Source organism: Aquidulcibacter paucihalophilus, from assembly GCA_030285985.1.
Classification (GTDB): Bacteria; Pseudomonadota; Alphaproteobacteria; order Caulobacterales; family Caulobacteraceae; genus Brevundimonas.
Window position 1 is genome coordinate 2559981 of record CP127384.1, and the last position, 23322, is coordinate 2583302.

General features: G+C 69.3%; 23 protein-coding genes, 1 tRNA gene and 1 other RNA gene. 8 read left to right on the top strand and 17 right to left on the bottom strand.

The window, feature by feature from the left end:
- Positions 1-34: 34 nt before the first annotated feature.
- The gene (locus KB221_12495) at positions 35-481 is read left to right on the top strand and encodes a hypothetical protein (protein ID WIY68896.1); all 447 of its coding nucleotides are present in this window, start codon (positions 35-37) and stop codon (positions 479-481) included.
- On the opposite strand, the gene murG is transcribed toward KB221_12495, so the two are convergent.
- The 10 genes from murG to KB221_12545 form a co-directional block, all read right to left on the bottom strand.
- On the bottom strand, positions 478-1566 hold the full coding sequence (gene murG / locus KB221_12500) for an undecaprenyldiphospho-muramoylpentapeptide beta-N-acetylglucosaminyltransferase (protein WIY68897.1): 1089 nt from the start codon (positions 1564-1566) through the stop codon (positions 478-480). The genes KB221_12495 and murG overlap by 4 nt on opposite strands.
- A 227-nt stretch (positions 1567-1793) precedes the next feature.
- Positions 1794-2975, bottom strand: a complete 1182-nt coding sequence (gene ftsW / locus KB221_12505) for a putative lipid II flippase FtsW (GenBank protein WIY68898.1) — start codon at positions 2973-2975, stop codon at positions 1794-1796.
- A 6-nt stretch (positions 2976-2981) separates the two neighbouring features.
- On the bottom strand, positions 2982-4346 hold the full coding sequence (gene murD / locus KB221_12510) for a UDP-N-acetylmuramoyl-L-alanine--D-glutamate ligase (protein WIY68899.1): 1365 nt from the start codon (positions 4344-4346) through the stop codon (positions 2982-2984).
- A gap of 4 nt (positions 4347-4350) precedes the next feature.
- The gene (mraY, locus tag KB221_12515) at positions 4351-5460 is read right to left on the bottom strand and encodes a phospho-N-acetylmuramoyl-pentapeptide-transferase (GenBank protein ID WIY68900.1); all 1110 of its coding nucleotides are present in this window, start codon (positions 5458-5460) and stop codon (positions 4351-4353) included.
- Positions 5460-6869, bottom strand: a complete 1410-nt coding sequence (murF, locus tag KB221_12520; GenBank protein ID WIY68901.1) for a UDP-N-acetylmuramoyl-tripeptide--D-alanyl-D-alanine ligase — start codon at positions 6867-6869, stop codon at positions 5460-5462. Before murF ends, mraY begins: the two co-directional genes overlap by 1 nt.
- Positions 6862-8331: a UDP-N-acetylmuramoyl-L-alanyl-D-glutamate--2,6-diaminopimelate ligase gene (locus tag KB221_12525; protein WIY68902.1), complete on the bottom strand. Its 1470-nt coding sequence runs from the start codon at positions 8329-8331 to the stop codon at positions 6862-6864. The genes murF and KB221_12525 overlap by 8 nt, the downstream gene beginning before the upstream one ends.
- Positions 8328-9971 carry a penicillin-binding protein 2 gene (locus KB221_12530; GenBank protein WIY70923.1) on the bottom strand — a complete coding sequence of 548 codons (1644 nt, stop codon included), beginning with the start codon at positions 9969-9971 and terminating at the stop codon, positions 8328-8330. Before KB221_12530 ends, KB221_12525 begins: the two co-directional genes overlap by 4 nt.
- Before the next feature lie 89 nt (positions 9972-10060).
- Complete coding sequence (locus KB221_12535; protein WIY68903.1) at positions 10061-10468, bottom strand: cell division protein; 408 nt, start codon at positions 10466-10468, stop codon at positions 10061-10063.
- Positions 10465-11418: a 16S rRNA (cytosine(1402)-N(4))-methyltransferase RsmH gene (gene rsmH / locus KB221_12540; protein WIY68904.1), complete on the bottom strand. Its 954-nt coding sequence runs from the start codon at positions 11416-11418 to the stop codon at positions 10465-10467. The genes KB221_12535 and rsmH overlap by 4 nt, the downstream gene beginning before the upstream one ends.
- The gene (locus tag KB221_12545) at positions 11415-11849 is read right to left on the bottom strand and encodes a division/cell wall cluster transcriptional repressor MraZ (protein WIY68905.1); all 435 of its coding nucleotides are present in this window, start codon (positions 11847-11849) and stop codon (positions 11415-11417) included. Before KB221_12545 ends, rsmH begins: the two co-directional genes overlap by 4 nt.
- Before the next feature lie 320 nt (positions 11850-12169).
- Between KB221_12545 and KB221_12550 the strand changes: the two genes are divergently transcribed.
- Entirely contained in the window at positions 12170-12343 is a 174-nt protein-coding gene (locus tag KB221_12550) for a hypothetical protein (protein ID WIY68906.1), read from the top strand.
- Positions 12344-12448: 105 nt separating this feature from the next.
- Here KB221_12550 and rnpB read toward each other — a convergent pair.
- The 4 genes from rnpB to sppA all read right to left on the bottom strand — a co-directional run bounded on the left by rnpB (position 12449) and on the right by sppA (position 15841).
- Positions 12449-12823: RNase P RNA component class A (gene rnpB, locus KB221_12555), an RNA gene on the bottom strand.
- 36 nt (positions 12824-12859) lie between these two features.
- Positions 12860-13621: an N-acetylmuramoyl-L-alanine amidase gene (locus KB221_12560; GenBank protein ID WIY68907.1), complete on the bottom strand. Its 762-nt coding sequence runs from the start codon at positions 13619-13621 to the stop codon at positions 12860-12862.
- Between the two features lie 7 nt (positions 13622-13628).
- Entirely contained in the window at positions 13629-13946 is a 318-nt protein-coding gene (locus tag KB221_12565) for a hypothetical protein (protein WIY68908.1), read from the bottom strand.
- A gap of 104 nt (positions 13947-14050) precedes the next feature.
- A complete protein-coding gene (gene sppA, locus KB221_12570) occupies positions 14051-15841 on the bottom strand; it encodes a signal peptide peptidase SppA (GenBank protein ID WIY68909.1) in 1791 nt (596 codons plus the stop codon).
- A gap of 223 nt (positions 15842-16064) precedes the next feature.
- Here sppA and KB221_12575 point away from each other — a divergent pair, with 223 nt between their 5' ends.
- The 3 genes from KB221_12575 to KB221_12585 are packed head-to-tail and all read left to right on the top strand — an operon-like array spanning position 16065 to position 17544.
- Positions 16065-16421 carry an aspartate 1-decarboxylase gene (locus KB221_12575; protein ID WIY68910.1) on the top strand — a complete coding sequence of 119 codons (357 nt, stop codon included), beginning with the start codon at positions 16065-16067 and terminating at the stop codon, positions 16419-16421.
- A 48-nt stretch (positions 16422-16469) separates the two neighbouring features.
- Positions 16470-17216, top strand: a complete 747-nt coding sequence (locus KB221_12580; protein ID WIY68911.1) for an SIMPL domain-containing protein — start codon at positions 16470-16472, stop codon at positions 17214-17216.
- A 52-nt stretch (positions 17217-17268) separates the two neighbouring features.
- The gene (locus KB221_12585) at positions 17269-17544 is read left to right on the top strand and encodes a hypothetical protein (protein ID WIY68912.1); all 276 of its coding nucleotides are present in this window, start codon (positions 17269-17271) and stop codon (positions 17542-17544) included.
- A 103-nt stretch (positions 17545-17647) separates the two neighbouring features.
- On the opposite strand, the gene KB221_12590 is transcribed toward KB221_12585, so the two are convergent.
- Positions 17648-18409 (bottom strand): SIMPL domain-containing protein, encoded by a 762-nt coding sequence (locus KB221_12590; protein ID WIY68913.1) that lies wholly within the window; start codon positions 18407-18409, stop codon positions 17648-17650.
- 209 nt (positions 18410-18618) lie between these two features.
- Here KB221_12590 and KB221_12595 point away from each other — a divergent pair.
- Positions 18619-18694, top strand: a tRNA-Ile gene (locus tag KB221_12595).
- Positions 18695-18754: 60 nt separating this feature from the next.
- On the opposite strand, the gene KB221_12600 is transcribed toward KB221_12595, so the two are convergent.
- Both KB221_12600 and KB221_12605 read right to left on the bottom strand, forming a co-directional pair.
- Entirely contained in the window at positions 18755-20245 is a 1491-nt protein-coding gene (locus KB221_12600) for a hypothetical protein (GenBank protein WIY68914.1), read from the bottom strand.
- Between the two features lie 13 nt (positions 20246-20258).
- Positions 20259-21743 carry a tetratricopeptide repeat protein gene (locus tag KB221_12605; GenBank protein ID WIY68915.1) on the bottom strand — a complete coding sequence of 495 codons (1485 nt, stop codon included), beginning with the start codon at positions 21741-21743 and terminating at the stop codon, positions 20259-20261.
- Between the two features lie 265 nt (positions 21744-22008).
- Between KB221_12605 and KB221_12610 the strand changes: the two genes are divergently transcribed.
- Both KB221_12610 and KB221_12615 read left to right on the top strand, forming a co-directional pair.
- On the top strand, positions 22009-22500 hold the full coding sequence (locus KB221_12610) for a GAF domain-containing protein (GenBank protein WIY68916.1): 492 nt from the start codon (positions 22009-22011) through the stop codon (positions 22498-22500).
- Positions 22501-22593: 93 nt separating this feature from the next.
- The gene (locus KB221_12615) at positions 22594-23271 is read left to right on the top strand and encodes an SDR family NAD(P)-dependent oxidoreductase (GenBank protein ID WIY68917.1); all 678 of its coding nucleotides are present in this window, start codon (positions 22594-22596) and stop codon (positions 23269-23271) included.
- The last annotated feature ends 51 nt before the right edge of the window (positions 23272-23322 follow it).

The window sequence follows — 23322 nt, forward strand, 5'->3', positions numbered from 1 at the left end:
CGCGCCGCGGTCAATGGACGGTTACGATGGCCGCATGTTCCTGACGCTTCTTTCGCTGCTGGTCACGCAGCCCGCCCAGACGCCCCACCGGTTCGTCTTCCTCGGCGCGGGCCGGTTCGCGCAATACGCCGACATGGCCAGCCTTCAGCCGGAAGGTTCAGGGGGTCGGATCCGCGTGTTCCAGGTGGTCGAGCCGGACTTCCGGGCCGGCGGCGCGGCTTACTGGGGCGGCTGGTCGTGGTGGCGGTTCGACTGCGGCGCGAGCGGCAAGGTCGACCGGCTGGACTTCGCCTCGGTCCGCGAGGGCGGCGCGGAAGGCCCGGCCACGCCCGACGAGGCGCCGGCCTTTGAGGCCGTACAGGGCGGCGACGCCTTCGAAATGCTGGTCGCCGCCTGCAATCCCGAGGACTACGACACCGACGCCACGACGCTGGAGGCGGCTGTCGCCCACGGCCGGATGAACCTGGCCGCGGGCGGCTAGACCACCGCCGCTTCCACCATGTCCGCCAGTTCCACGGTGGCGTCCGGCAGGGCCGCGGACCTTGCGCCCGCGCTCATGGTCGTGAGCAGGCCCGGGTCGGACAGCAGGGCCTGAAGCACCACCGCCAGCCGCTCGGCCGTTGCCTCATCCTCCAGCACCACCTGCGCGCCGCCGGCGTCGGCCAGGCTGGCGGCGTTGAAGCGCTGGTGGTCGTCCATGGCGATCTTCAGGGGGATCAGCAGCGACGGCAGGGCGGCCACCGCCAGCTCCGAACAGGTCGAGGCCCCGGCCCGGCCGATCACCAGATGGGTCGTCGCCAGCCGCCGGGCCATGTCGCCGAAGAAGGGCGCCACCTCGGCCTCGATCCCGGCGGCGGCATAGATGGCCCGCGCCGTCTCCAGCATCTCGGGCCGCGACTGCTGCTGCACCCGCAGCCGCTTGCGCAGGGGTGCCGGCAGGGCGGCCAAGGCCTGCGGCACCGCCTCGGACAGGATGCGCGCGCCCTGGCTGCCGCCGGTGACCAGCACATGGATCGGCCCGCGCGCCTTCGGGGCGGCATACGGCCGGTCGAACAGCGCGCGGATGTCCGGCCGCACCGGATTGCCGATCAGGCTGACGCGCGCCTCGACGCCCGACGGCACCAGCCGCAGGTTGGGGAACGATGCCGCCACCGCGCCGACATAGGGGCTGAGCCAGCGGTTGGTCCGCCCCAGCACCGAGTTCTGCTCATGCAACAGGGTCGGCCGCCCCTGGCTCAGCGCCGCCAGCAGGGCCGGCGCCGACGGATAGCCGCCGAAGCCAACCACCACTGCCGCATCCAGCCGCTTCAGCGCCTTGCGCGCCTTGAACAGGCCGCGCGCAATGGCGACACCGGCCTTGGCCATGCCGATCGGCCCGCGCCCGGTGGCGGCGTCCAGCGCGATCCGCTCCTCGGCCGGAAAGGCTTGGGCATAGGCCTCGCCGCGGTGATCGGTGGCCAGCACGATCCGCCAGCCGCGCCGCGTCAGCTCGCGCGCCAGCGCCTCGGCCGGGAACATATGCCCGCCGGTGCCCCCGGCGGCGACGACGCAGACCCTGGATTTCATACGGTGTGTTTGCCCGATGACGCCGGCTCTCGCCACTCCCTTCCTTTCGTCATCCCCCGGCGAGCGCAGCGAGACCGGGGGACCCAGCGGCGCCGAAGGCGATCTTTGCAGGCAGGCTGTGTGACGCAGCGGCGTGCTCGACAGCTTCGCGCTCTCGCGCGCCGCTGGGTCCCCCGGTCTGCGCCGCGAAGCCGCGGCTTGCCGGAGGATGACGAAAGCAGTTGAACCTAAGGCAGGATGCGCCCGCGATCCGGCAGGCTGGTCCCCGGCTCGTAGGCGCCGGGGCGGCGTCTGGTCAAGGCGAGGGCCAGACCCATGGTCAGCCCCATGGCCAGCATCGACGAGCCGCCATAGCTGATGAAGGGCAGGGTCATCCCCTTGGTCGGGATCAGGTTCAGGTTCACCGCGATGTTGATACAGGCCTGCAGCCCGATCAGCATGAACAGGCCCGCCGCCGCCGTCTGCTCGAACGGATCGGTCAGCTTCATCGCCCGCCGCATGCCGCGCACCACGATGAAGGCGTAGAGGGCGATCATGGCCAGCGACAGGACGAGGCCGAACTCCTCAGCCCCGACCGAATAGATGAAATCCGTGTGCAGGTCGGGCACCGACCGCTTCATGACCCCCTCGCCGACGCCACGGCCGACCAGACCGCCGGCGCGGATGGCCTCGGAGGCGCGGTCGATCTGGTGGGTGTCGGTGGTCTCGGGCGACAGGAAACGGCTCAGGCGATCGCGCATGTGGCTGAAGGCGAAATACAGGCCCACGACCCCGGCCGCGCCCGCCGCCGCCAGCGCCGCGACCCATTTCAGCGGCACGCCCGCCATGAAGAAGACGGCCATGAAGGTGGTGGTGATCAGCAGGGTCTGGCCGATGTCGGGCTGGATCAGCAGCAGGCCGACGGTCAGGGCCCATGCTCCGAAGGCGATCGACACGCCGGGCACCCCCTGCCCCTTCTGCGCCTCGGAGAACATCCAGGCGGCGAAGACGATCAGACCGGGCTTGGCGAACTCGGACGGCTGCAGGCTGAACGGCCCCAGATTGATCCAGCGCGCCGCGCCCTTCACCTCATTGCCGATGAACGGCAGGGCGGCCATGACCACGATGGCACCGAGCAGGGCCAGCAGGGCGATCCGGCGCACGCCGCGCGGCGACAGCAGGGAAATCACCAGCATGACCGCGGTCCCGCCCGAGGCCCAGACGATCATCCGCCACGAATAGTGGAAGGGGTCCGAGATGGATTCATCGGCCAGAATGGCGGCAGGGCTGGAGGCGAAACTCAGCGCCACGCCCAGCGCGATCAGAGTCAGGGCCGCGGCCAGCAGGCCGCGATCAACCGTCCAGAACCATTTGGCGATCGGGCTCTGGTCGTTGCGCGAAAAGGCGGGGCTGTAGTTGTGCGCGGTCATGGTTCGCTAACCATGCCCTGAAGGGGTAGCGCCGAGGTTAAGGACGGCAGCGCGGAACGCCTCGCCCCGCGCCTCGAAGTCCGGATACTGGTCGAAACTGGCCGCGGCGGGGCTGAGCAGTACCACCTCCTCGCGCCCGGTGGCGGCGGCGGCCTCGGCGGCCGCCTTCACGGCAGAGGCCATATCGCCGCTGATCCGGTGTGGAGTCTCGCCCAGCCGGGCGGCGAACGGTCCGGCCGACTCGCCGATCAGGAAGGCCTCGACCACACGGGGGAACAACTCCTCGAGATCGTCGATCCCGCCCTGTTTGGCCCGCCCGCCGGCGATCCAGAAGCTGCGTTCATAGGACGACAGCGCCTGCCGCGCGGCATCGGCGTTGGTGGCCTTGGAGTCGTTGATGAAGCGGACCTTGCCGAGACGGGCGACCTCTTCCATCCGGTGGGCGAGACCGGGGAAGGTCATCAGGCCCTCGACGGCGGCGTCATGCGAGACGCCGACGGCGCGGGCGGCGGCCCAGGCGAAGGCGGCGTTCTGGGCGTTGTGGCGGCCGGGGAGCGAGCGGGCGGCGGAGAGATCGATCGTCTCGCCCTCCACCGTCAGCCGCCTGTCGGAGGCGCTGATGTCCGCGGGCGTTCCCCCTGTCGAGACGGTCCGGGCGGCGACCAGGGCGGCGGCGATGCCCTTGCCCCAGTCCTCGTCCACTCCGACGAGGGACAGGTCCGCATGAGCGAAGATCCGCGCCTTGGCCGCGACATACCCCTCCATCCCGCCATGCCGATCCAGATGGTCGGGGCTGACGTTCGTCAGGATCGCCACATCCGGCGCGAAGGAGGTCGTCAGGTCCAGCTGGTAGCTCGACACCTCGATCACATAGACCCCGACCTCGGCCGGTGCCGGCAGGGCGAGTACGCCGATGCCGATATTGCCGCCGACGGCGACCTTCAGCCCGGCCTGTTTCAGCACCCAGCCGATCAGGGCCGTGGTGGTGGACTTCCCGTTCGTGCCGGTAATGGCGATGACCTTCGGCCGCACCGTCCCGGGCGTCCGGGCCATGGCGCGGGCGAACAGCTCGATGTCGCCGATGATCTCGACCGAAGCCGCCTTCGCCTTGTCGACGGTCCAGTGCGGTTTCGGGTGGGTCAGGGGCGCGCCGGGGGACAGGACCAGGGCGGCGAACTGCGACCACTCGGCCCGGCTCAGGTCCTCAACGGCGAAGCCTTCGGCCTCGGCCTGCATCCGCCCCGAGACGCCGTCATCCCAAAGGATGGGGATGGCACCCCCGGCGTGCAGCGCGCGGGCCGCGGTGATCCCCGACCGTCCGAGGCCAAAGACGGCGACGCGACGCCCTTCAAATCCGGGGACGGGGATCATGCGCCTAGCGCAGCTTCAGCGTGGCGAGGCCGATCAGGGCCAGCATGGCGGAGACGATCCAGAAGCGGATCACCACCGTCGATTCCGGCCAGCCCATCTTCTCGAAATGATGGTGGATCGGGGCCATCAGGAAGATGCGCTTCTTCGTGGCCTTGAAATAGGCGACCTGGATCATGACCGAGGCGGCCTCGATGACGAACAGGCCGCCGACGATGCCCAGCACCAGCTCATGTTTGGTGGCCACGGCGATGGCACCCAGCGCGCCGCCGAGGGCCAGCGACCCGGTGTCGCCCATGAAGATCTTGGCCGGCGGGGCATTGTACCAGAGGAAGCCCGTGCCGCCGCCGATGATGGCCGCGCAGAAGATGGCCAGCTCGCCCGAGCCGGGCACATGGTGGACGCCCAGATAGTCCGAGAAGATGAAGTTGCCGACGAGGTAGCTGATGATACCGAAGGCACCCGCCGCCATCATCACCGGCACGATGGCCAGCCCGTCCAGCCCGTCCGTCAGATTCACCGCATTGGAAAACCCGACCATGGTGAAGGCCGCGAACACCACATAGAACCAGCCGACATTGAGCAGCACGGCCTTGAAGAAGGGGAAGGCGATCGACGTCTCTAGGTTGGGCGTGGTCGGCGAGGCCGTCATCCACAACACCGTCAGAATCCCTGCGATGACCGAGACCACGACCTGGGCCAGCAGCTTCTGTTTCGAGGTCAGGCCGGCCGAGGTCTGTTTCGACACCTTGGCGTAGTCGTCGACGAAGCCGAGCAGGCCGAAGGCCGCCGTCACGCCCGAGACGATCCAGATATAGGGATTGGTCAGGTCGCCCCACAGGAAGACCGCCACGGCGATGCCCGCCAGGATCATCAGCCCGCCCATGGTCGGGGTGCCGACCTTGGACAGGTGCGAGATCGGTCCGTCCGACCGGATAGGCTGGCCCTTGCCCTGTTTGACCCGCATCCAGGCGATGAAACGGCTGCCCATGGCGACCGCCACTATCATGGCCGTGGCCATGGCCAGGGCCACCCGCACCGTCTGGTACTGGACCAGGTTGAGCAGCGGATAGTCCTGCGCGATGTCCGCGTAGTGGAGATACAACAGGTAAAACATCAGCCGGCCCCTCCCGAGCCTTCTCCCAGTGCCGCCAGGGCCTTGGCCACCAGCGATGCCTTCGATCCGTTGGAACCCTTGACCATGACGATGTCGCCCTTGCCGACCAGCATGGCGGCCTCGGCGGCCAGTTCGGCGGCGGTCTCGCGCCACAGGCCCTGACGCGAGCCCGGCAGGTCGTCATAGAGCCGCTTCATCTCCGGCCCGGCGGCGTGGACGAGGTCCAGTCCCGCCGCGTCGATCGGCCCGGACAGGCCCTCATGCAGCGCCTCGGACTGGTCGCCCAGCTCCAGCATGTCGGTCAGCACCACCACCCGGCGGCCACCGGTCGCGGGCAGAGGCCGGGCGCCGAGGCTGCGGAAGCCGGCGGCCATGGACAGCGGATTGGCGTTGTAGCTCTCGTCGATCAGGGTGAAGTCCCCGCCCGGCGCATGGACGGTCAGCGTCTGTCCGCGGCCCGCCAACGGCTGGAACTCCGACAGGGCCGCCAGGCCGATGTCCAGCGGCACGTCCAGGGCGTCCAGCATCAGCAGGACGCACAGGCTGTTGAGCCCCCAGTGGAATCCGGACTGGGCCAGTTCGAACTCGATCGTCCGCCCGAACAGCTCGGCCCGGACGCGCGCGCCTGTGTCATGCGGCTGGAAGTCGATCAGCCGCGCATCGCAGCCGGCCGCCGATCCGAAGGTCGCGATCCGCGCCCCGGCACGCCGCGCGCCGGCGTCCAGCACAGCGGCGAAGGCCACGTCGGCATTGAACACGGCCACGCCGTCCTCAACCAGTCCCTCGAAGATCGCCGCCTTTTCCGCCGCCACCCCGGCCTCGCCGTCGGCGAAGGCCTCGATGTGCACCGGACCGACCGTCGTCACGCAGGCCGCATGGGGCCGCACCATCTTCGACAGCGGGGCGATCTCGCCCGGCGCATTCATGCCGATCTCGAACACGGCGCGCTCGGTCATGCGCGGCATCCGCGACAGGGTCAGGGGTACGCCGATGTGGTTGTTGTAGCTCTTGATCGAGGCATGCGACGGCCCCGCCAGGTCCAGGCCCGCCTTGATGGCCTGGGTCACGCTGGTTTTGCCGACCGAGCCGGTGACAGCGCCCCGGCGGGCCTTCGTCCGGTCGCGCGCCGCCATGCCGAGTGCCTCGAGCGCGCGCAGGGTGTCGGCGACGACCACCGATGGGCCGCCCTCGACCGGATGTTCGGTGATCGCCCCGGCCGCGCCTGCGGCGAAGGCCGCAGCGGCGAAATCATGTCCGTCCCGCGCGCCCTTCAGCGCCAGGAAGAGGTCCCCCGGAACGATCTCGCGGCTGTTATAGGTCATGCCCCGCGCCTCGAAGGCCGCGCCGGACAGGGTTCCACCCGTGGCGGCGGCGATCTCGGCAGAGGTCCAGAGCGGTCTGTCAGGCATGGAGGCGCAGGGCTTCAGCGGCTTCGGTGGCGTCGTCGAAGGGATGGGTCACCCCGCCGACAATCTGACCCTGCTCATGCCCTTTTCCGGCGATGACCACCACATCTCCGTCGCCCATCATGTCGATGGCCTCGCGGATGGCGGCGCGGCGGTCGCCGATCTCGCGGGCGGAGGGGCAGGCGGCGCGCACGGCCTTACGGATGGCGGCGGGGTCTTCGGAGCGGGGATTGTCGTCCGTCACGATCGCGACATCCGCCAGCAGCCCGGCGATCTCGCCCATCATCGGCCGCTTGGCCCGATCCCGGTCGCCGCCGGCACCGAACACCACGATCAGCCGCCCCGTCGCATGGGGGCGCAGCGCCTTCAGCACCGTCTCAAGACCGTCGGGCGTGTGGGCGTAGTCGACATAGACCTCACCGCGGCCCGACCCTGGAATGCGTTGCAGCCGCCCCTGGGCACCGGTGATTTTCTCCAGCCCGGCCAGCACCCGCTCGGGTGTCTCTCCGGCGGCGATGCACAGGCCGGCGGCGACCAGGGCGTTCGAGGCCTGGAAGGCACCGGCGAGGGGCAGCAGCACCTCATGCAGCGACCCGCGCGCATCGATCGTCAGGCGCTGGCCCTCGGGCGTGGCGCGGCGTCCGATCAGCGACAGGTCCCGGCCCCGCTCGCCGACGGCCATCACGCCCAGCCCGGACATGATCGAGGCGGCGGCGAAGTGGGAATAGGCGTCGCTGTCGGCGTTCAGCACCGCGGTCCGGCCCCGCGGCAGCAGGGTCTCGAACAGGCGAAGCTTGGCGGCGCGATAGGCGGCCATGTCACCGTGATAGTCGAGGTGGTCCTGGCTCAGATTGGTGAAGGCCGCCGCCTGCAGGGTCACCCCGTCCAGCCGGCGCTGGTCGATGCCGTGCGACGAGGCCTCGAGCGCCAGGTGGGTGACGCCGCTGACGGCCAGATCGGCCAGCATCCGCGCCGCGTCGGCGGCGTCCGGACTGGTCAGGCCGGGGCCTGTCAACTCGCGGTTAACGTTACCATTTTGGGCCAAAACCCCGAGGGTTCCCATGCTCGCGGCATGCAGACCGAGGGCGGCCCAGATCTGGCGGCAGAAGGCGGCGACCGAGGTCTTGCCGTTGGTGCCGGTGACAGCGACGCAGGTGGCCGGCTGGGTTCCATAGAAGCCCCGCGCGGCGATCGCATAGGCCCGGCGCACATCGCCCGAGGTGATCAGCACCGGGGCCAGACGCGCGTCGGTGTCGGACGGAGCCAGCACGGCGGCGGCGCCCTGCGACAGGGCCTGCGGAATGAAGGCGCGGCCGTCGGCGGCGCTGCCCGGCAGGGCCACGAACAACGACCCCGGGGCGACCTTGCGGCTGTCCGAGGTGACGCCGGTGATCATCGGATCGGCCGCCACGTCGCGGCGCAGCAGTTCCGACAGCTTGATCGGGCCGGGCCGGGACGCGCTCATCGTCCGTCGCCTTCCAGGTCCTCGAAGGCCGGGATGCGGTCGCCGAGGGCGGTGCGATAGGGGTCGGCCCGGCGCGCCACGCCGACGAAGCCGGCGATCCGGTCGGCGATCCGGCCGACCGCCGGAGCAGCGACGAAACCGCCGGTGCGCGGATAGGTCTGGGGTTCGTCGATCAGGACGAGGATCTGGTAGCGGCGGGCGTTGACCGGGCCGTCGGCCGGGAAGACCGCGGCAAAGGTGCCGACCGCATGGGCGGTGCTGTAGCGGCCGTTGACCGACTTGTTGGCGGAACCCGTCTTGCCGCCGACGCGCAGGCCCGGCGCCTCGGCCCGGCCACCCGAACCGCGCACGACGTTGCGGCGCATCAGGTCCAGCATGGTCAGGGAGGTTTCGGGCGAGACAATCTGGCGGCCCCGGATATCCGGCCGGCCGCCCTTGCGCAGGGTCAGGGGAATGAACCGCCCGCCATTGGTCAGGGCCCCCATGGCCGCGGCCATCTGCATCGGCGTGATGGAGATGCCGTATCCGAACGACAGCGAGGCCAGCGTCGAGTCCGACCATTCGTTCGGCACGATCGGCGACTCCGACGGAATCTCGAACGGCGCCCGCGACATCATCCCGAAGCGTTCGAAATAGTCGCGCATCACCCGCGGCCCCATCTCGGTCGACAGGCGTGAGGTGCCGATGTTGGACGAGTGCAGATACACCTCCTCCAGCGTCATCACCTTGTTCTGGGCGTGGAAGTCGGTGATGCGGCGGCTGCCGATCTGCAGCGCCTCAGAGGCGTCCAGCAGGGTGTTCATGTCGGCCCGGCCGGTGTCGATGGCGGCGGCGACGGTGAAGGTCTTGAACACCGACCCCATCTCATAGGTCGCGGCGGTGGCCAGGTTGCGCGAGTTGGACGCCGGCCAGCTGGCCATGCCCAGGACCTCGCCCGTCTGGACGTCGGTGATGATGCCCACGGCGCCCTTGGCCTGGGTCGCCTCGGCGGCGGCGGCCAGCTCATTCTCCAGCACGCCCTGGACGCGCAGGTCGATGGAGATCTGGAAGCTCTCGCCCCGCGCCCCGGCGGCGCGGATCTCGTCATTGAAGGCGCGCTCGGCAGCGGACAGGCCGACGCCGCCGGTATCCACGCTGCCGACCACATGGCGGGCAGACTCGCCGAGCGGATGGACGCGGACGTCCTCGGGCTCGAAGCTGACGCCGCCCAGCGCCAGATTGTGGATGGCCACCTTTTCTCGCGGGGTCAGCCGGTTGACCACCAGCAGGCGGCGATCACCGTACAGGGCGTTCTGCAGGCGGGTCCGCGACACGCGCGGCAGGGTGCGGCGGATCTGCGCCGCGGCGGCCCGGCGATCCCAGACCTGGGCCGGGTCGATATAGAGGCCATAGTGCACGATGTTGGTGGCCAGCAGGGCTCCGTTGCGGTCGACCATGTCGGCGCGCACCACCGCATTGGGGTGGGTCTGTGCGCCATTACCGGCCCCCGCCGTCAGCAGGGCCGCGTGCACGGCACCGAGCGTCAGGCACACGAACACCGCGGAAAACACCGACAGGATGACGAAGATGCGGACGCGCGTGTCCTCTTCCGGACGCGCATTGGCGTGGGCCCGCCCGAAGGCGTGCTCGACCCACCACATGGCCTCGGTCAGCCAGCGCCACGACGGCGTGAAACGCCGCACGCCCCAGGACGGCGCCGGCCGAGGTCCGACGTGCGGATCGTGCGCGCTCATCGCTCGACCTCGACGGCGGGCGTTTCGACGGGCGCGGCGGGCGTCGGCGCGATGACCACCGGACGGGGCTCCGGGATCGGAGCCAGGCCGGGCAGGTTCCCGACCGTCGCCTGACGGTGCACATCGACGGGCCCCAGGCCCGCGCCACGCGACAGGGCCTCGAGCCGGTTGGGCTGTTCCAGCCGGGCAACCTCGGCCCGCAGCAGGCGCACCCGCTGGCCGTTGTCGCTGATCTGCCGCTCAAGGTCGGAAATGCGGGCGCTTTCGCGCGCCGCCGCCGCCTTGGCCACATAGACCGAGAAGACCATGGCCCCGACCAGCAGCACGCCGATGATCTCGACCCAGCGGATGCCGCGGATCTTCCAGGCGAACAGGCGGTTCAGGGTCGCGACAGCCGTATTCATGCGGCAACCCTCCCCCATGGGGCGGCGTCGGTGCGGATGGCCGCGCGCAGCTTGGCGGACCGGGCGCGGGGGTTGTCAGCCCGCTCGGCGTCGCCGGCCTCGCGCGCACCCTTGAACGACAGGGTGAAGCTGGGCTTGCGGGTCTCGATCGCCACCGGGGCGTGACGCGAGCCACCGGGGGCGTTGCCGGTCCGCTCGGTCAGGAAGGCCTTGACGATCCGGTCCTCCAGCGAATGGAAGGTGACCACCACCAGACGTCCGCCCGGCGACAGGGCAGCCTCGGCGGCCTCCAGTCCCTGACGCAGCTGGCCCAGTTCGTCGTTCACGGCGATGCGCAGGGCCTGGAACACGCGCGTAGCCGGATGGATCGGCGCGCCGCGACGGCCGCCCAGCGCCTTTTCGACCACGGCAGCGAGATCGAGCGTGCGCTCGAACGGCTGTTCCACCCGGCGACGCAGGATGGCGGTAGCGACGCGGCCCGACTGGCGCTCGTCGCCGTACAGTTTGAAGATATGGGCCATCGGCCCGTGGTCCCAGCCGTTGACGATGTCGGCGGCGGTTTCGCCCTCATCGCCCATCCGCATATCCAGCGGACCGTCGCGCATGAAGGAGAAGCCGCGCTCGGCCTGGTCCAGCTGCATCGACGATACGCCGATGTCGAACACCACTCCGTCCAGCCGCGCCTCACCGCTGTCGGCGAAGGCTTCGGCCAGGCCCGAGAACGGTGTGCGCACCAGCCGGAACCGGCCGGGATAGTCGTTGGCGACCGCGTCGGCATGCGGCTGCACCGTCGGATCACGATCGAGGGCGATGACCGTCGCCCCGGTCGCCAGGATGGCGCGGGTGTAGCCGCCGGCACCGAAGGTGGCGTCGATGATGACGTCGCCGGACTGCGGGGCCAGGGCCTCGATCACTTCGGCCAGCAGGACGGGGGCATGGGGCGAGGTCATGCGCCCTCCCCGTTCATGACCTGCCGCGCCAGGGCCCGGCGGGCATCCTTGCGGGCGTTCCAGCGTGCGCGGTCCCAGATCTGGAAGCGCGGCCCGAGGCCGACGATGACCACATCCTCGCCCAGACCGGCGTCCTGGCACAGGCTTTCCGGCAGGGTGATGCGGCCGCCACCGTCGTACGACAGGGGGCGCTGGCCAGCGTAGAAGGTCTCTTCAAGGGCGGTGCGCTTGTCACTGCCGAACGGCAGGGCCTCGATCCGGGCGACATATTCGGCCATCAGCCGGTCACCGCCGGCCTCGAGGCAATCGTCAGCGAGAGCAAAGAAGCAGAAGACACCGTGCTCGGCGCCATTGTCGGCGGTGCGGAACTCCTGCGGGATCAGCAGGCGCCGCTTGCCGTCCAATTGTTTCTCGTAGGTCGAGAGAAACACGCCCTGCCCCAAACTCGGATCCTTGGATCCGCCCCTCTGATCCCCGTGAACACCCACGCGGCGCAAACCAACCCCGCGCCAGGCGTCTGGGATAGCATGGGATCAAATGGGTCTCAATGGGATTAGTTGACGCCGGTTAACCTCGAATGTGGCGGGAGAGCCTGTATAGGCGTGAACATACACAGAACATCGACAGTATAAACAGGCTGTGGACCAATCCTGCGCCGCATTGAGGGCCAAAGGGTTAACGCGAAACGGGGCACGGGGGCCGCGCCGGACAGCGTTCCGGAACCCTCTGCAGGCGCGCGGGTTTTCATCCCATGCCGAACAAACCTGCCCCGGACCCGACCAAACCCCTGTCCCCGCGGGCGGTGGACGGCGCTGTGGTCGTCAAGGACCCGCCCGAAGCGGCCATGGACCTGACAGCGGATGCGGCGGAAATCTCGGGCCTCCGCCTGATCGACGCCGCCGACAAGGCCCGCAAACGCTACTAGCCAGCCGCGCGCTCAAGCAGTGAGCCGCCGCGCGGCGAGCGTCAGCGCCCCCAGGGCCTCAAACAGCGAGCGACCGCGTCGCGAGCGTTAGGCCCCCAAAAAGATAATGTCAGACGGCCTGTAAGCCGGGTTCTGTACCGCCCGAAAGCGGTGACGATCATTCCTCTGGACCGCCCGTTGCCGGACGGTTCTCGCGACCTACCCGGACGCCTCGGGCGGTGAACCCTGCGAGCAAGCTCGCGCGACATCCCTATTCGGTCTTGCTCCAGGCGGGGCTTGCCATGCCGTCCCTGTTGCCAGGCACGCGGTGGGCTCTTACCCCACCCTTTCACCCTTCCCTGCCCCGAGGGGCAGGCGGTTTGCTTTCTGTGGCGCTATCCCTCGGGTCGCCCCGGGCGGGAGTTACCCGCCGCCTCTTCACCGTGGAGCCCGGACTTTCCTCGACGGAGCAAGCCCCGCCGCGACCGCCCGGCCGTCTGACGGGGGCGTGATGCGCGTTACCCCAACCAACGTCAACTAGTTCAACACCCCGGTCACGCTCTCCGCCGTCGCCAGCTGGAGCACGCCCATGAGTGTCGCGCGCGTCTCGCCGTCGGCCACGCCGTCCACCTGTCCCGGCCGCCAGTGGCGCTGGAAGGCCTCGACGGTCAGGCGGGTCGCCTCGTCGTAGGAACCGCCGGGGGTCAGGGCGTAACCGAGCCGGTGCAGGCCGGCGCGCAGGACGATGACGCCCAGCCCTTCGTCGCCGACGGCCAGGGGAACGCCCAGGGCCGCGATCCGCTCGGGTGCCGGCTCGAACCAGAGGCCGTGACCGACCGAGGCCAGCCGCTTCCACGGGAAGCGCTCGCCGGGATCCTGTTTCCGCTCCGGCGCCAGGTCCGAATGGCCGATGATGCGGGCGTCGGGAATGGTCCAGCGGCTGCGGATGTCGCTGACCAGGCTGATCACCGCGTCGATCTGGGCATCCGGGAAGTCGCGATAGCCGAACTCATGGCCCGGATTGACGATCTCGATGCCGATGGAGGCGGCGTTGCAGTCGGTCTCGCCCTGCCAGGCCCCCTTGCCCGCATGCCAGGCGCGGCGCTCCTCGGCCACCAGCCGCAGGATGGATCCGTCCTCATCGACGACATAGTGGGCCGAGACCTTCGCCTCGGCGTCGCGCAGGCGGGCGACGGCCTCATCGGCGGTGCGCATGCCGGTATAGTGCAGCACCAGCATATCGGGCGGGCCGCGGCGGGCGTCGAAATTGGGGGACGGAAGGTCCTTCACGGTCAGCACGGCGCGCTTACCGGCCCGGCCGCTCCCAGCCGTAGGCGACCCAGGCGCCGTCGACCTTGCGGGCCTCAATGACGTCATCGGCACGGCGGGTACGGACGACGGACTTGCGGCGCGCGCCCATGGCCAGGCCGGCGAAGAAGACCAGAACGGCGGCGAACAGGGCGATCACGGCCACGGCCACGGCGGTGAACACCGCCAGCACGGCACCAACCGTCATGGCGACGAGCGTGGCGATGACGCCGGCCAGCCACATGACGGGCGCGAGCAGTCCGTTCGACGGACGGCGCGCTGACGGGCCGAAGATCAGACGGTCGGACTCGGTCATCAAATCACCTTCAGGGACGCTGTAACAACAACGTCGGACGCTCAATGTCGGTCCGCTCGGGTGAACGGTCAATGACCGGCCCCTTCACAGGCGAGTGTTCAGCCTCAGTAAGGCTGGTCGGCGAGCACGGAAGCGCCCGCGCCCCGGGCCCGGTCGGTCTGGATGCGGCGAACGGTCGCCTCGGCGACGGGGTCGTTCATGACCCCGCCGATCCCGACCAGCACCCGCGCCGCCTCGCCCGAGACGCCGAACGCCTGCGACAGGGCCTCGAACGGCGACCGGGCTTCCGGATAGCGTTTGAACCGCACCGAATCCCCGGTCGGGATACGGGCCAGTTCGCGGGCCTTGGCGACGGCCTCTTCCAGTCCGCCCAGCTGATCGACGAGGCCGATCTGACGGGCCTGGGCACCGGTCCAGACGCGGCCGCGTGCGATCTCGCGCACCCGGGCGGGCGGCAGGCGACGGCCGGCCGCGACGCGGGCGATGAACTCTTCATAGGTGCGGTCGATCTGGGCCGCGAAGGCTGCGCGCTGCGCCGGGCTGAAGTCCTGCGCCGGCGAGAAGGACTCGGCATAGTCGCCGCCGACCGACAGGTTGCGCATGTCGACACCGAACCGGCCGAGCGCATCGGCCAGCACGAACTTGCCGCCATAGACGCCGATCGAGCCGGTCAGGGTCGAGGGCTGGGCCACGATCCAGCTGGCTTCCGAGCTGATCCAGTAGCCGCCCGAGGCGGCATAGTCGCCCATCGACACCACCACCGGCTTGCCCGCCGCCTTGGCCGCGCGCACCGCCGCCAGGATCTGCTCGGACGCTTCCGGCGAACCGCCCGGTGAGGAGACACGGAAGACAATGGCCTTGACGCTGTCGTCCTCGATGGCGGCGTAAAGGGCCTCGGCCAGATCGTCCGACATGATTGAGGAACCGCCGCCGAACGGGTCGGCGCTGCCGCCCGTGCCGGTCATGATCGCGCCTTCGCCGCCGACGATGGCGATGGCGTTGCGGCCGGAGCCGTCGCGCGAACCCTGCGCCGCGGCGTAGTCGGCGAATTCCATGATCCCGGCGTTGCGGCCGGCCCGGCGCTTCGCCTCGGCCTCGGCCTCTTCAACCTGGCCGATCTTGTCGATCAGACGCCGTTGCAGCGCCTGGGCCGACGAATACGGACCGGCCTCGATAGTCGTGCGCATTGCCGCCGGGGTCATCCGCCGGTCCTGCGCCGCATTGGCCAGGGCCGAGGTGTAGATCGACGTCATCCACGCCGTCATCGCCTCGCGGTGCGCCGGGGTGTAGTCGCTCTCGGTGTATTCGTTGACGGCGTTCTTGTACTCGTAGCGCTGCTCGAACTCGGCGTTGACGCCGTACCTGTCGAAGGCCCGCCCCAGGAAGACGCTTTCGGCCGAGAAGCCGGTCATCTGGAAGGCGGCAGTGTTCTGCATCCACAGTTCGGAGGCCGAAGCGCCGATCATATAGCTGGAAACCGTCGCCCCGACCGGCTGGAAGCCCTGGCTGTGTGCGATGACGACCTTGCCCGAGGCGCGGAAGCGGCGAATCGCCTGGCGGATCTCGTCGGCCGCGGCGGGCGTGATGCCAGCCTCCGGCAGGCGGACCAGCAGAACCTTGACCCGGTCGTCTTCCCCGGCCTGGGCCAGGGTGTCGACGATCTGCAGCGTGGACAGACCCGAGCCGCCGAAGATGGCGAACGGATTGTTCGGGGCCTGGTCCGTGACGCCTTCGCGCAGGTCCAGTTCCAGCACCGTGTTATGCGGTGCCGGCTCCGAGGAGGAGGCCGAGCTGATCGCCGCGCCGATGAATCCGAACAGGATCACGATGCCGATCAGGAAGAAGGCCAGCAGACCGGCGAAAACGCCGAGCATGGTCAGGAAAAACTGCTTCATGGCGAGGGGAGTCGTCCGGAGCACGGGCCGGGTCATGGCCACATCCGGACCATAGGGCGGCGGACGTCACCGTCAAATGAACGTCCCGTAACGGGCGAGCCGCGTCGCAACATCCCATGCTGCGTTGCAACGACAACGATTGATGGCGGGTTCTGAAGCCCCTATATGAGCGGTCTGCGAGCGGGGGCCGAACGCCCCGCGTCACATCCGGACCGCACTCCCCATGCTGGTCACCCTGATGAAGGCCAAGCTGCACCGCGCGACGGTGACCCAGGCCGACCTCGACTATGAGGGCTCGATCGCCATCGACGCCGACCTGCTCGACGCTGCGGGCATCTTTCCGCACGAACAGGTCGATGTGCTGAACATCACCAATGGCGCGCGCTTCACCACCTACGCCATCGAGGCTCCGCGGGGATCCAAGGTCATCGGCGTCAACGGTGCCGCCGCCCGACTGGTCCAGAAGAACGACAAGGTCATCGTCGTGACCTATGGCCAGATGCCGGAAGAAGAAGCCCGCCAGTGGTCACCGACCGTGGTGCTGCTGGACGACCGCAACGAGATCAAGCGCGCCGCTTGACGCTTCGGGTCTGACGCCTTCTCCTGGTTCAACCAGGAGGAGAACACCATGAAGACGCTCGCATGCATCGCCGTCGCCGCGACCGCACTCGCCGCGCCCGCGGCGGCACAGGACAGTTTCGCCAATCGCCCGACCATCGTGGTGACCGGGAACGGGCGCGCGTCTGCCCAGCCGGACACCTTCACCGTCGACGCCAGCGTGCGGGGACGCGGGGCGACCCAAAACGAAGCGCTTCGCTCGCTGGCCGAGGCCCAGGGACGCCTTATCGAGGCCTGGCCGAAGCTTGAGGGCCTTGCGCGCGGACGCGTGACCACGGGCAACATCGCCCTCGATACACTCCATGATCCCGAGTGCGAGCAGAACGCCCGGCGGGACGAGGAGTGTCCGGTCCTCGCGTGGTTCGCGACGTCGGAACTCAAGCTGGAAGGCATGCCCGCCGAACGGGCGGGCGACGCGATCTCGCTGGCCTCCGAGCTCGGGGCCACGACGGCGCGGCTGGATGACTACAGCCTGTCCAGCCCCGAGGCGTTGCGAGCGGAGGCCAATCGAGCGGCGTTCGCAGACGCGCAGGTTCAGGCCGAGAGGCTTTCGCAGGCCTCAGGACGTCGACTGGTCGGCATCCTGCGCATTCAGGATCCATCGGCCCCGCGCTATGGCGACAACGTGGGCGAAGCCATGGATATCGATGAGGTTGTGGTAACGGGCAGCCGCATCCGACAGGCCGTGTCCATCGCGGTCGCGCCTGAGCCCGTTGAGACCACGGCCCGGGTCATTGTCGTCTTCGAGATAGAGTGACTGCTTGACGGCGGCCGGGTTCCGGCCTCCCCTCCGCGTCCGGAGGATGATCATGGAACGCACCATTCGCGCCGTCCGCTGGCCCCTGTACGGGGCCTTCGTGCTCGCCTCCGTCGTCGCGACCATGCTGGCCTTTCCGATCGGGCTGACGGCGCTCGGCCTGGAGCCGAACGACGTGACCTTCCTGCCTCTCTCCATCACCGGCCTGCCCTGGAGCGGGCCGCTGTTCTGGATGGAGCTGGATTCCGTCACCCGCCTGGCCATCGCCCTGGTCGCCAATGTGTTGAACCTGGCCCTTGGCCTGATGCTGGCGCGCGGGAGCGATTGAGCGGTGACTGGTGATTGGTGATTGGTGATTGGTGATTGGGATCCGGCGGCAAACGCCGTTGCGTCAACCACCCGCCACCAACCACCAACCACCCGCTTCACCCTCAGCGGTTCAGATCGTACACGCCCGTGATGTCGATCCGCACCGTCAGTTGGCCGGCCGCGACCGGCGTCGAGCCGCCCGAATCCATGGCCATCTCTGCGCGGGCGAACATGACCTGCGGCTGGGGCGAATAGCCGCCGCCTTCCGTCAGCGAGCGGATGCCGCCCAGTTGCACGCCCAGCGCCTGGGCGTAGAGCGAAGCCTTGGCCTGCAGATTGCGCACGGCGATCTGCCGGGCCTGGTTTTCGGCCGCCGACGGGTCTTTCAGGCCGAAGCCGATGCCGTTGATCTGGTTGACGCCCGCCGCGACCACGGCGTCGGCCGTCGTCCCGACCTTGGTCAGATCATTGATGATCACGGTCACCTGGTTGGAGGCCTGATAGCCCCGCAGCCGCGGCGGCTCGTTCTGGACGTAGTCATACTGGGCCGACAGGTTCAGGCCGGACGTCTGGACGTCGCGCGCCTCGATCCCGGCGCGGCGCAGGGCGGCCATGACCTGGTTCATCCGCGTGGCGTTCATCTGCATCGCCTCGGCGGCGGTGGTCGCTTCGGTGACCACGCCGAAGCTGATGGTGGCCATGTCCGGCGCGATCCTGACCTCGCCATAGGCCGACAGGTTCAGGGCGGGCTGGCTGGCCATGGCGTGGACCATCATCGGCGCGCCGCCCTCGGGCTGCGACTGGGCCATGGCGGCCGGGGCGCTCATCGCGACGGCGGCCATCAGGGCACCGCCGAGCATCAGGGCGCGGGTGTTGCGGGTCATGGGGTAGTCTCCAGTGAACAAGGACGATCCGTCGGCACCGATCATGTCGGCTGGCCGTGGCCGAACCTTGGCGGTTTGCACCTGAATGAACGCGCGCGCCCCCCTGGCAGGTTCCGTTCATCGGCATGAAATCGGCGACAGGCTGGCGTCGCGACCATGGCGCTTGGCAATGCGCGGGCCGTCCTGCTAGGCGGTTGGCGCGGCCCGGAGGGCGCGTAGCTCAATGGTTAGAGCCGACCGCTCATAACGGTCTGGTTGGGGGTTCGAGTCCCTCCGCGCCTACCACCACATGAAAACGGCCCCGACGCGATGCGCCGGGGCCGTTCTCGTATCGATGTTCCGACGTCAGCGGTTGAAGAAGCCGCCGCCGCCGCGCCAGCGGTTGTCGCCACGGTTGCGCTCGTCGCGAACGTAGCGACCGTCGCGGGTGTAGTAGCCGATGCCGCTCTGGTAATCGCGATAGCCATCCAGCTGATAGCCGTCGTCCTGGTAGGGCAGACCCAGCAGGCCGTCCTCGTCGTCCCACCAGTTCTGCGGATAGGCGCCGTACATGCACTGCCAGCCGTCGCCGTCGCGCCAGTAGGGTTCGTAGCGGCCGCGATAGCGGTCGCGGAACTGGGCGCTGCACAGATAGCGCGACCAGACCCGGTTGCCGCTGGCTTCCACCGAGGCGCGGCTCTCGGCGTAGATCACCTCGCGCACGCCCGAGAAGACGTTGTTGGCGACCACCGCATGTCCGGAGGCGGCGGCGACGCCGACCTCGCTCGCACGGATGCGGCTGTCGGTCAGGCGCAGTTCGCCGTTGTAGAGCACCACGCCCTTGTCCGAGCGGCCGACGCGGCTGTTGGTGATGTTGACCGAGGCACCCTCGATGGCCACGCCCTCGACATAGCCGAGGATGGCGGTGTTCTCGATCTCGACCCGGCCGTATTCCCGGCCGGAGCGAATGACGATGCCGATCGACCGCGGTCCGAAGGCATTGGGCGCGCCCGTGCCCTTCAGTGTGACGTTCGTCAGGCGCGAGGTCTGTCCACCCGCCGGTGCCAGTTCGAGCCCGGACTGGGCACCGGTGACCGCCAGCTCCCAGGCGTTCAGCACCGCGCCGTCGGCGACGATCGCCGGCGCGATGGTCTGGGCGTCGATGATGGCGTTGCGGAGGTCGATCAGGCCCCCGTCGGCATAGATGGCCGCTTCGTCGCCGCCGTGGCGGAAGGCGACCCGGTTCATGACGATCTCGGCGCCGTAGCTGACGATGCAGGCGGCGTCGCCGGCGCGCGGCGAGGCGAAGATCATGTCGCGGATCTCGACCCGCACGCCCTGCGACACCGTCATGCAGGGCAGGCCGTCCGGAGCCATCAGGGTCGGCTCGGGATTGCTGCCCCAGTCACGCGGATCGAAGCCGCCCTCGCCGATGATGGTCAGCGGCTTGTCGATGTTCAGCCAGCCGACGCAGGCACCGCCGCGGGCGCGGATCACCAGGGTGCCGCCCGGGCGCACCCGGCGCACGGCGTCCTCGACCGCCCCGGTGCCGGGATTGCCGCCGCAGTCGATCAGCACGATCTCCTCGCCGCCCGGCCGCAGGGGCCCCGGCCGCCAGTCAGGCCGGTGCTGGCCGTAGTCGTAGCGACGATGCTGCGAGCGCCGGTTGCGCGAGCTGCGAGTCGGCGGGTCCAGCAGCACGCCGAAATTCGGGCGGGTCTGGCTCTCGACCTTGGCGGCGACCTGGGCGTGGGCCGGCCCGTCCCCCATGGCGAAGGCGGTGACGGCCACGGCGATCGCCGCGGCTCCGCCGATCAGGCTGAGGATGGTGCGGTTAGAGGTGCGGTGGGTGATCATGCTTCCGCCCTCCTTAGCGGCGCTGCTGCGAACGGGAGACCTGGGCCAGCACCGCCTGCAGGCGGCCGGCCGAGGGGCCGAAGCCGGACAGGGCGGAGTCGATTCGAAGGGCCACGGCCTGGGCCTTGTCCTGGTCCGCCACCCCCGCGACGCCGAGCGCGAAATAGCTCGACATGGCGAATTTGGCTTCGGGGCTGCCCTGACGCGCGGCCTCCTCGAACCATTTGAAGGCGCGGGCGTAGTCGGCGGGCAGGCCGACACCCTCGGCATACATCACCGCCAGCACCAGCTGGGCTTCCGACGAGCCGTTGATGGCGGCCAGCTGGATGGCGCGGACGCGTTCCAGATGTGAGAGCCGGCCCTCCATCGGATGGCCCAGCATGGCTTCCAGCGTCTCGACCTGACGCTTGGACAGGTCCTCAGGCCGCAGGGCGACCGTTTCGCTGACGCCGAGATACCGCATGGCGCGGCCGACGTGCAGGAACGGCAATTCGGTGCCCATCCGGCCCAGAGCATATTCATAGGCGTCGCCGCGCGGACGGCTTTCGTCCGAGAAGGGCACACCCGACTGCGGCGCGGTGTTGGGGTAGAATTCGAAGGGCGGCGTCCACTGCCGCGCCTTGGTCTCGACGAACCGCTGATAGGTGTCGCGGCTCGGGGCGGAGCGCTCGAAATCCCTCAGCAGGACATAGGCCCCGACATCGCCGGTCTGCACTGCGAGGTAGTTGTACAGATAGGCGTCGACGTCGTTGCGCTGGAACAGGTTGGTCGCCGCATAGTAGCCGCGCCGGTTGCGGTCGCGGCTGTTGCCGCCGGGGTTGCGGCCCCAGGCCTCGCGGGCCTCGCGGTTGTCCTCGGGCTCACCGAACGGGCCGTACAGGCCGTCGTGCAGCCGCGCCAGGGTGCGGTAGCCGTAGGCGTCCTGGGTCGAGAGCACATAGATGACGCGGTCGCGGACCGCCTCCTGCTCTTCGCGCGTCATCTGGCCCAGCTGGCGGTCCAGCTTCTGGTAGGCCGTGTGACGTTCCCAGGCGCGGCAGTCGTCGTATTTCGACAGCGGCCGCCAGCCGCCGAACCCGCCGCGGTCGACGCGGTTGATCGGGGCGTAGCCCTCGTTGTTGGCCAGCGCCATGGCGTACCAGGTGGCGCTTTCGATCGGATCCTCGATGTTCTTGTCGGTCGCCCGGATCGCGGCATAGCGCCCGCCCAGCTCGAGCTGGGCGAAGAAGTCGCCACGGAAGGCGGCGCGGCGCAGCGCCCGCAAGCCGGTTTCCTGGGCGTTGAACTCGGACCCGGTCAGCGACGCGGGGCGCGGGCAGGCGTTGGAGGCGGCGTCATTGCGTTGCCAGAACTGCACGCCATTGCCGCCGCTGTTGCCGCACGAGACCATGCCGACAGCGGTCAGCGCGAGCACGCCCGCGACCGCGGCGATGGCGACGGGACCGCGGCCCCGACCGAAACGGGAGCCGCCTTCCTGGTTGGATCGACCCTCGCTCATACTCCCCCTCGTACGACTAAAGCGGGCAGCCACGTGCCCATTGCGCCTACTTCGCGCAAGCGGGACAGTCCGGCCCCGTTAACCATCTGTCAAGGTAAACGCCGGTTTGCGATAAAGCGTTGCCGCATAGCGGCCTTTTTGTGACCCGCAGATAGTTTTCCACGGGAATCAGCAGCTTGGTCACTCGCCTGTCAGGGGAAACGTCCCGCTCGCCAGCCGGCGGAAGGCTTCCTATATGGGGCATCCGGACCCCTGGAGCACCCTGATGGCCTATGCCGCCCGCGACGATCGACCCGCCGACAAGGCCGCCCGCTATGCCGAGGTCGAGGCCGAGATCCTGGCCGTCCTGGACGGCGAGCCCAACCGCACCGCGCGCATGGCCACCGTCGCCTCCATGCTGGCCGACGCCTTTCCCGTCTTCTTCTGGACCGGCTTCTACGTGGTCGACCCGGACAAGACCCAGGAACTGGTGGTCGGTCCCTACCAGGGCACCCTGGGCTGTCTGAGAATCGCCTTCGGCCGCGGCGTCTGCGGGACGGCGGCACAGGATCGCGCGACGCAGATCGTCGCCGACGTCCATGCCTTCCCCGGCCACATCGCCTGCGACAGCCGCTCGGCCAGCGAGATTGTGGTGCCGGTGTTCGACGCTTCGGGTGCGCTGATCGCCGTGTTTGATGTCGACGCGACCGAGACGTCCGCTTTTGACGCCTTGGACGCCCATGCGCTCGAAGGTTTGATGGCCCGGGTATTCGGCTGAGTCAGGCAAACGACGCGGACGCTTCGCGGCGTGTTTTTTCATCGGCAGCCGGACGCTATGGAGTGATCGGGCTGCAATTTTCAGGAGTGGGCCATGTCTGATCGGGTGATCGCAATCACGGGCGGCCACGGCGTCCTGGGCCGGGCCGTGGTCGAGGCGGCCCTGGCCGACGGGCTGAGGGTCGCGGTCATCGACCATGCCTCGGGTCAGTCCGCGCCCGACGGCGTGCTCGAACTGGGCGGCGTCGACCTGACCGACGCGAACGCGGCGAAGACCGCCATCGACGCCGTGGTCGCGCATTTCGGCCGACTGGACGCCCTGCTCAACATCGCCGGCGGCTTCGTATGGCAGACCACCGACGACGCCGAGCCCGCCTGGGCAAAGATGTTCGCGCTCAACCTGACCACGGCCCTGAACGCCAGCCGCGCCGCCCTGCCCCATCTCAAGGCCTCGGCTGAGGGCCGGATCGTCAATGTCGGGGCCAATGCGGCGCTGAAGAGCGCGGCCGGCATGGGAGCCTACGCCGCCTCCAAGGCCGGCGTCCACCGCCTGACCGAAAGTCTGGCCGAGGAGCTCAAGGACACGTCTGTGACCGTCAACGCCGTCCTGCCCTCGATCCTCGACACCGCCCAGAACCGCAAGGACATGCCCGACGCCGACCCGACGAAATGGGTCGCTCCGTCAGACCTCGCCCACGTCATGCTGTTCCTGGCCGCCCCGGGCAGCCGGGCCATCACCGGGGCGCTGATCCCGGTCACGGGCAAGGTCTGATGCCGGCCGCGTCGGATCGGGAGATCCCGCAGGGTCGACGAGCGCGGCCAA

Excerpts from the sequence above, each read along its gene's own strand:
- KB221_12565 (WIY68908.1), bottom strand. The coding sequence starts at position 13,946 with ATGACCGAGTCCGACCGTCTGATCTTCGGCCCGTCAGCGCGCCGTCCG.
- KB221_12535 (WIY68903.1), bottom strand. The coding sequence starts at position 10,468 with ATGAATACGGCTGTCGCGACCCTGAACCGCCTGTTCGCCTGGAAGATC.
- KB221_12575 (WIY68910.1), top strand. The coding sequence starts at position 16,065 with ATGCTGGTCACCCTGATGAAGGCCAAGCTGCACCGCGCGACGGTGACC.
- murF (WIY68901.1), bottom strand. The coding sequence starts at position 6,869 with ATGCCTGACAGACCGCTCTGGACCTCTGCCGAGATCGCCGCCGCCACG.
- murG (WIY68897.1), bottom strand. The coding sequence starts at position 1,566 with ATGAAATCCAGGGTCTGCGTCGTCGCCGCCGGGGGCACCGGCGGGCAT.
- KB221_12615 (WIY68917.1), top strand. The coding sequence starts at position 22,594 with ATGTCTGATCGGGTGATCGCAATCACGGGCGGCCACGGCGTCCTGGGC.
- ftsW (WIY68898.1), bottom strand. The coding sequence starts at position 2,975 with ATGACCGCGCACAACTACAGCCCCGCCTTTTCGCGCAACGACCAGAGC.
- KB221_12495 (WIY68896.1), top strand. The coding sequence starts at position 35 with ATGTTCCTGACGCTTCTTTCGCTGCTGGTCACGCAGCCCGCCCAGACG.
- mraY (WIY68900.1), bottom strand. The coding sequence starts at position 5,460 with ATGTTTTACCTGTTGTATCTCCACTACGCGGACATCGCGCAGGACTAT.
- sppA (WIY68909.1), bottom strand. The coding sequence starts at position 15,841 with ATGAAGCAGTTTTTCCTGACCATGCTCGGCGTTTTCGCCGGTCTGCTG.
- KB221_12530 (WIY70923.1), bottom strand. The coding sequence starts at position 9,971 with ATGTGGTGGGTCGAGCACGCCTTCGGGCGGGCCCACGCCAATGCGCGT.
- KB221_12600 (WIY68914.1), bottom strand. The coding sequence starts at position 20,245 with ATGATCACCCACCGCACCTCTAACCGCACCATCCTCAGCCTGATCGGC.
- KB221_12605 (WIY68915.1), bottom strand. The coding sequence starts at position 21,743 with ATGAGCGAGGGTCGATCCAACCAGGAAGGCGGCTCCCGTTTCGGTCGG.
- KB221_12525 (WIY68902.1), bottom strand. The coding sequence starts at position 8,331 with ATGAGCGCGTCCCGGCCCGGCCCGATCAAGCTGTCGGAACTGCTGCGC.
- murD (WIY68899.1), bottom strand. The coding sequence starts at position 4,346 with ATGATCCCCGTCCCCGGATTTGAAGGGCGTCGCGTCGCCGTCTTTGGC.
- rsmH (WIY68904.1), bottom strand. The coding sequence starts at position 11,418 with ATGACCTCGCCCCATGCCCCCGTCCTGCTGGCCGAAGTGATCGAGGCC.
- KB221_12585 (WIY68912.1), top strand. The coding sequence starts at position 17,269 with ATGGAACGCACCATTCGCGCCGTCCGCTGGCCCCTGTACGGGGCCTTC.
- KB221_12550 (WIY68906.1), top strand. The coding sequence starts at position 12,170 with ATGCCGAACAAACCTGCCCCGGACCCGACCAAACCCCTGTCCCCGCGG.
- KB221_12590 (WIY68913.1), bottom strand. The coding sequence starts at position 18,409 with ATGACCCGCAACACCCGCGCCCTGATGCTCGGCGGTGCCCTGATGGCC.
- KB221_12610 (WIY68916.1), top strand. The coding sequence starts at position 22,009 with ATGGCCTATGCCGCCCGCGACGATCGACCCGCCGACAAGGCCGCCCGC.
- KB221_12580 (WIY68911.1), top strand. The coding sequence starts at position 16,470 with ATGAAGACGCTCGCATGCATCGCCGTCGCCGCGACCGCACTCGCCGCG.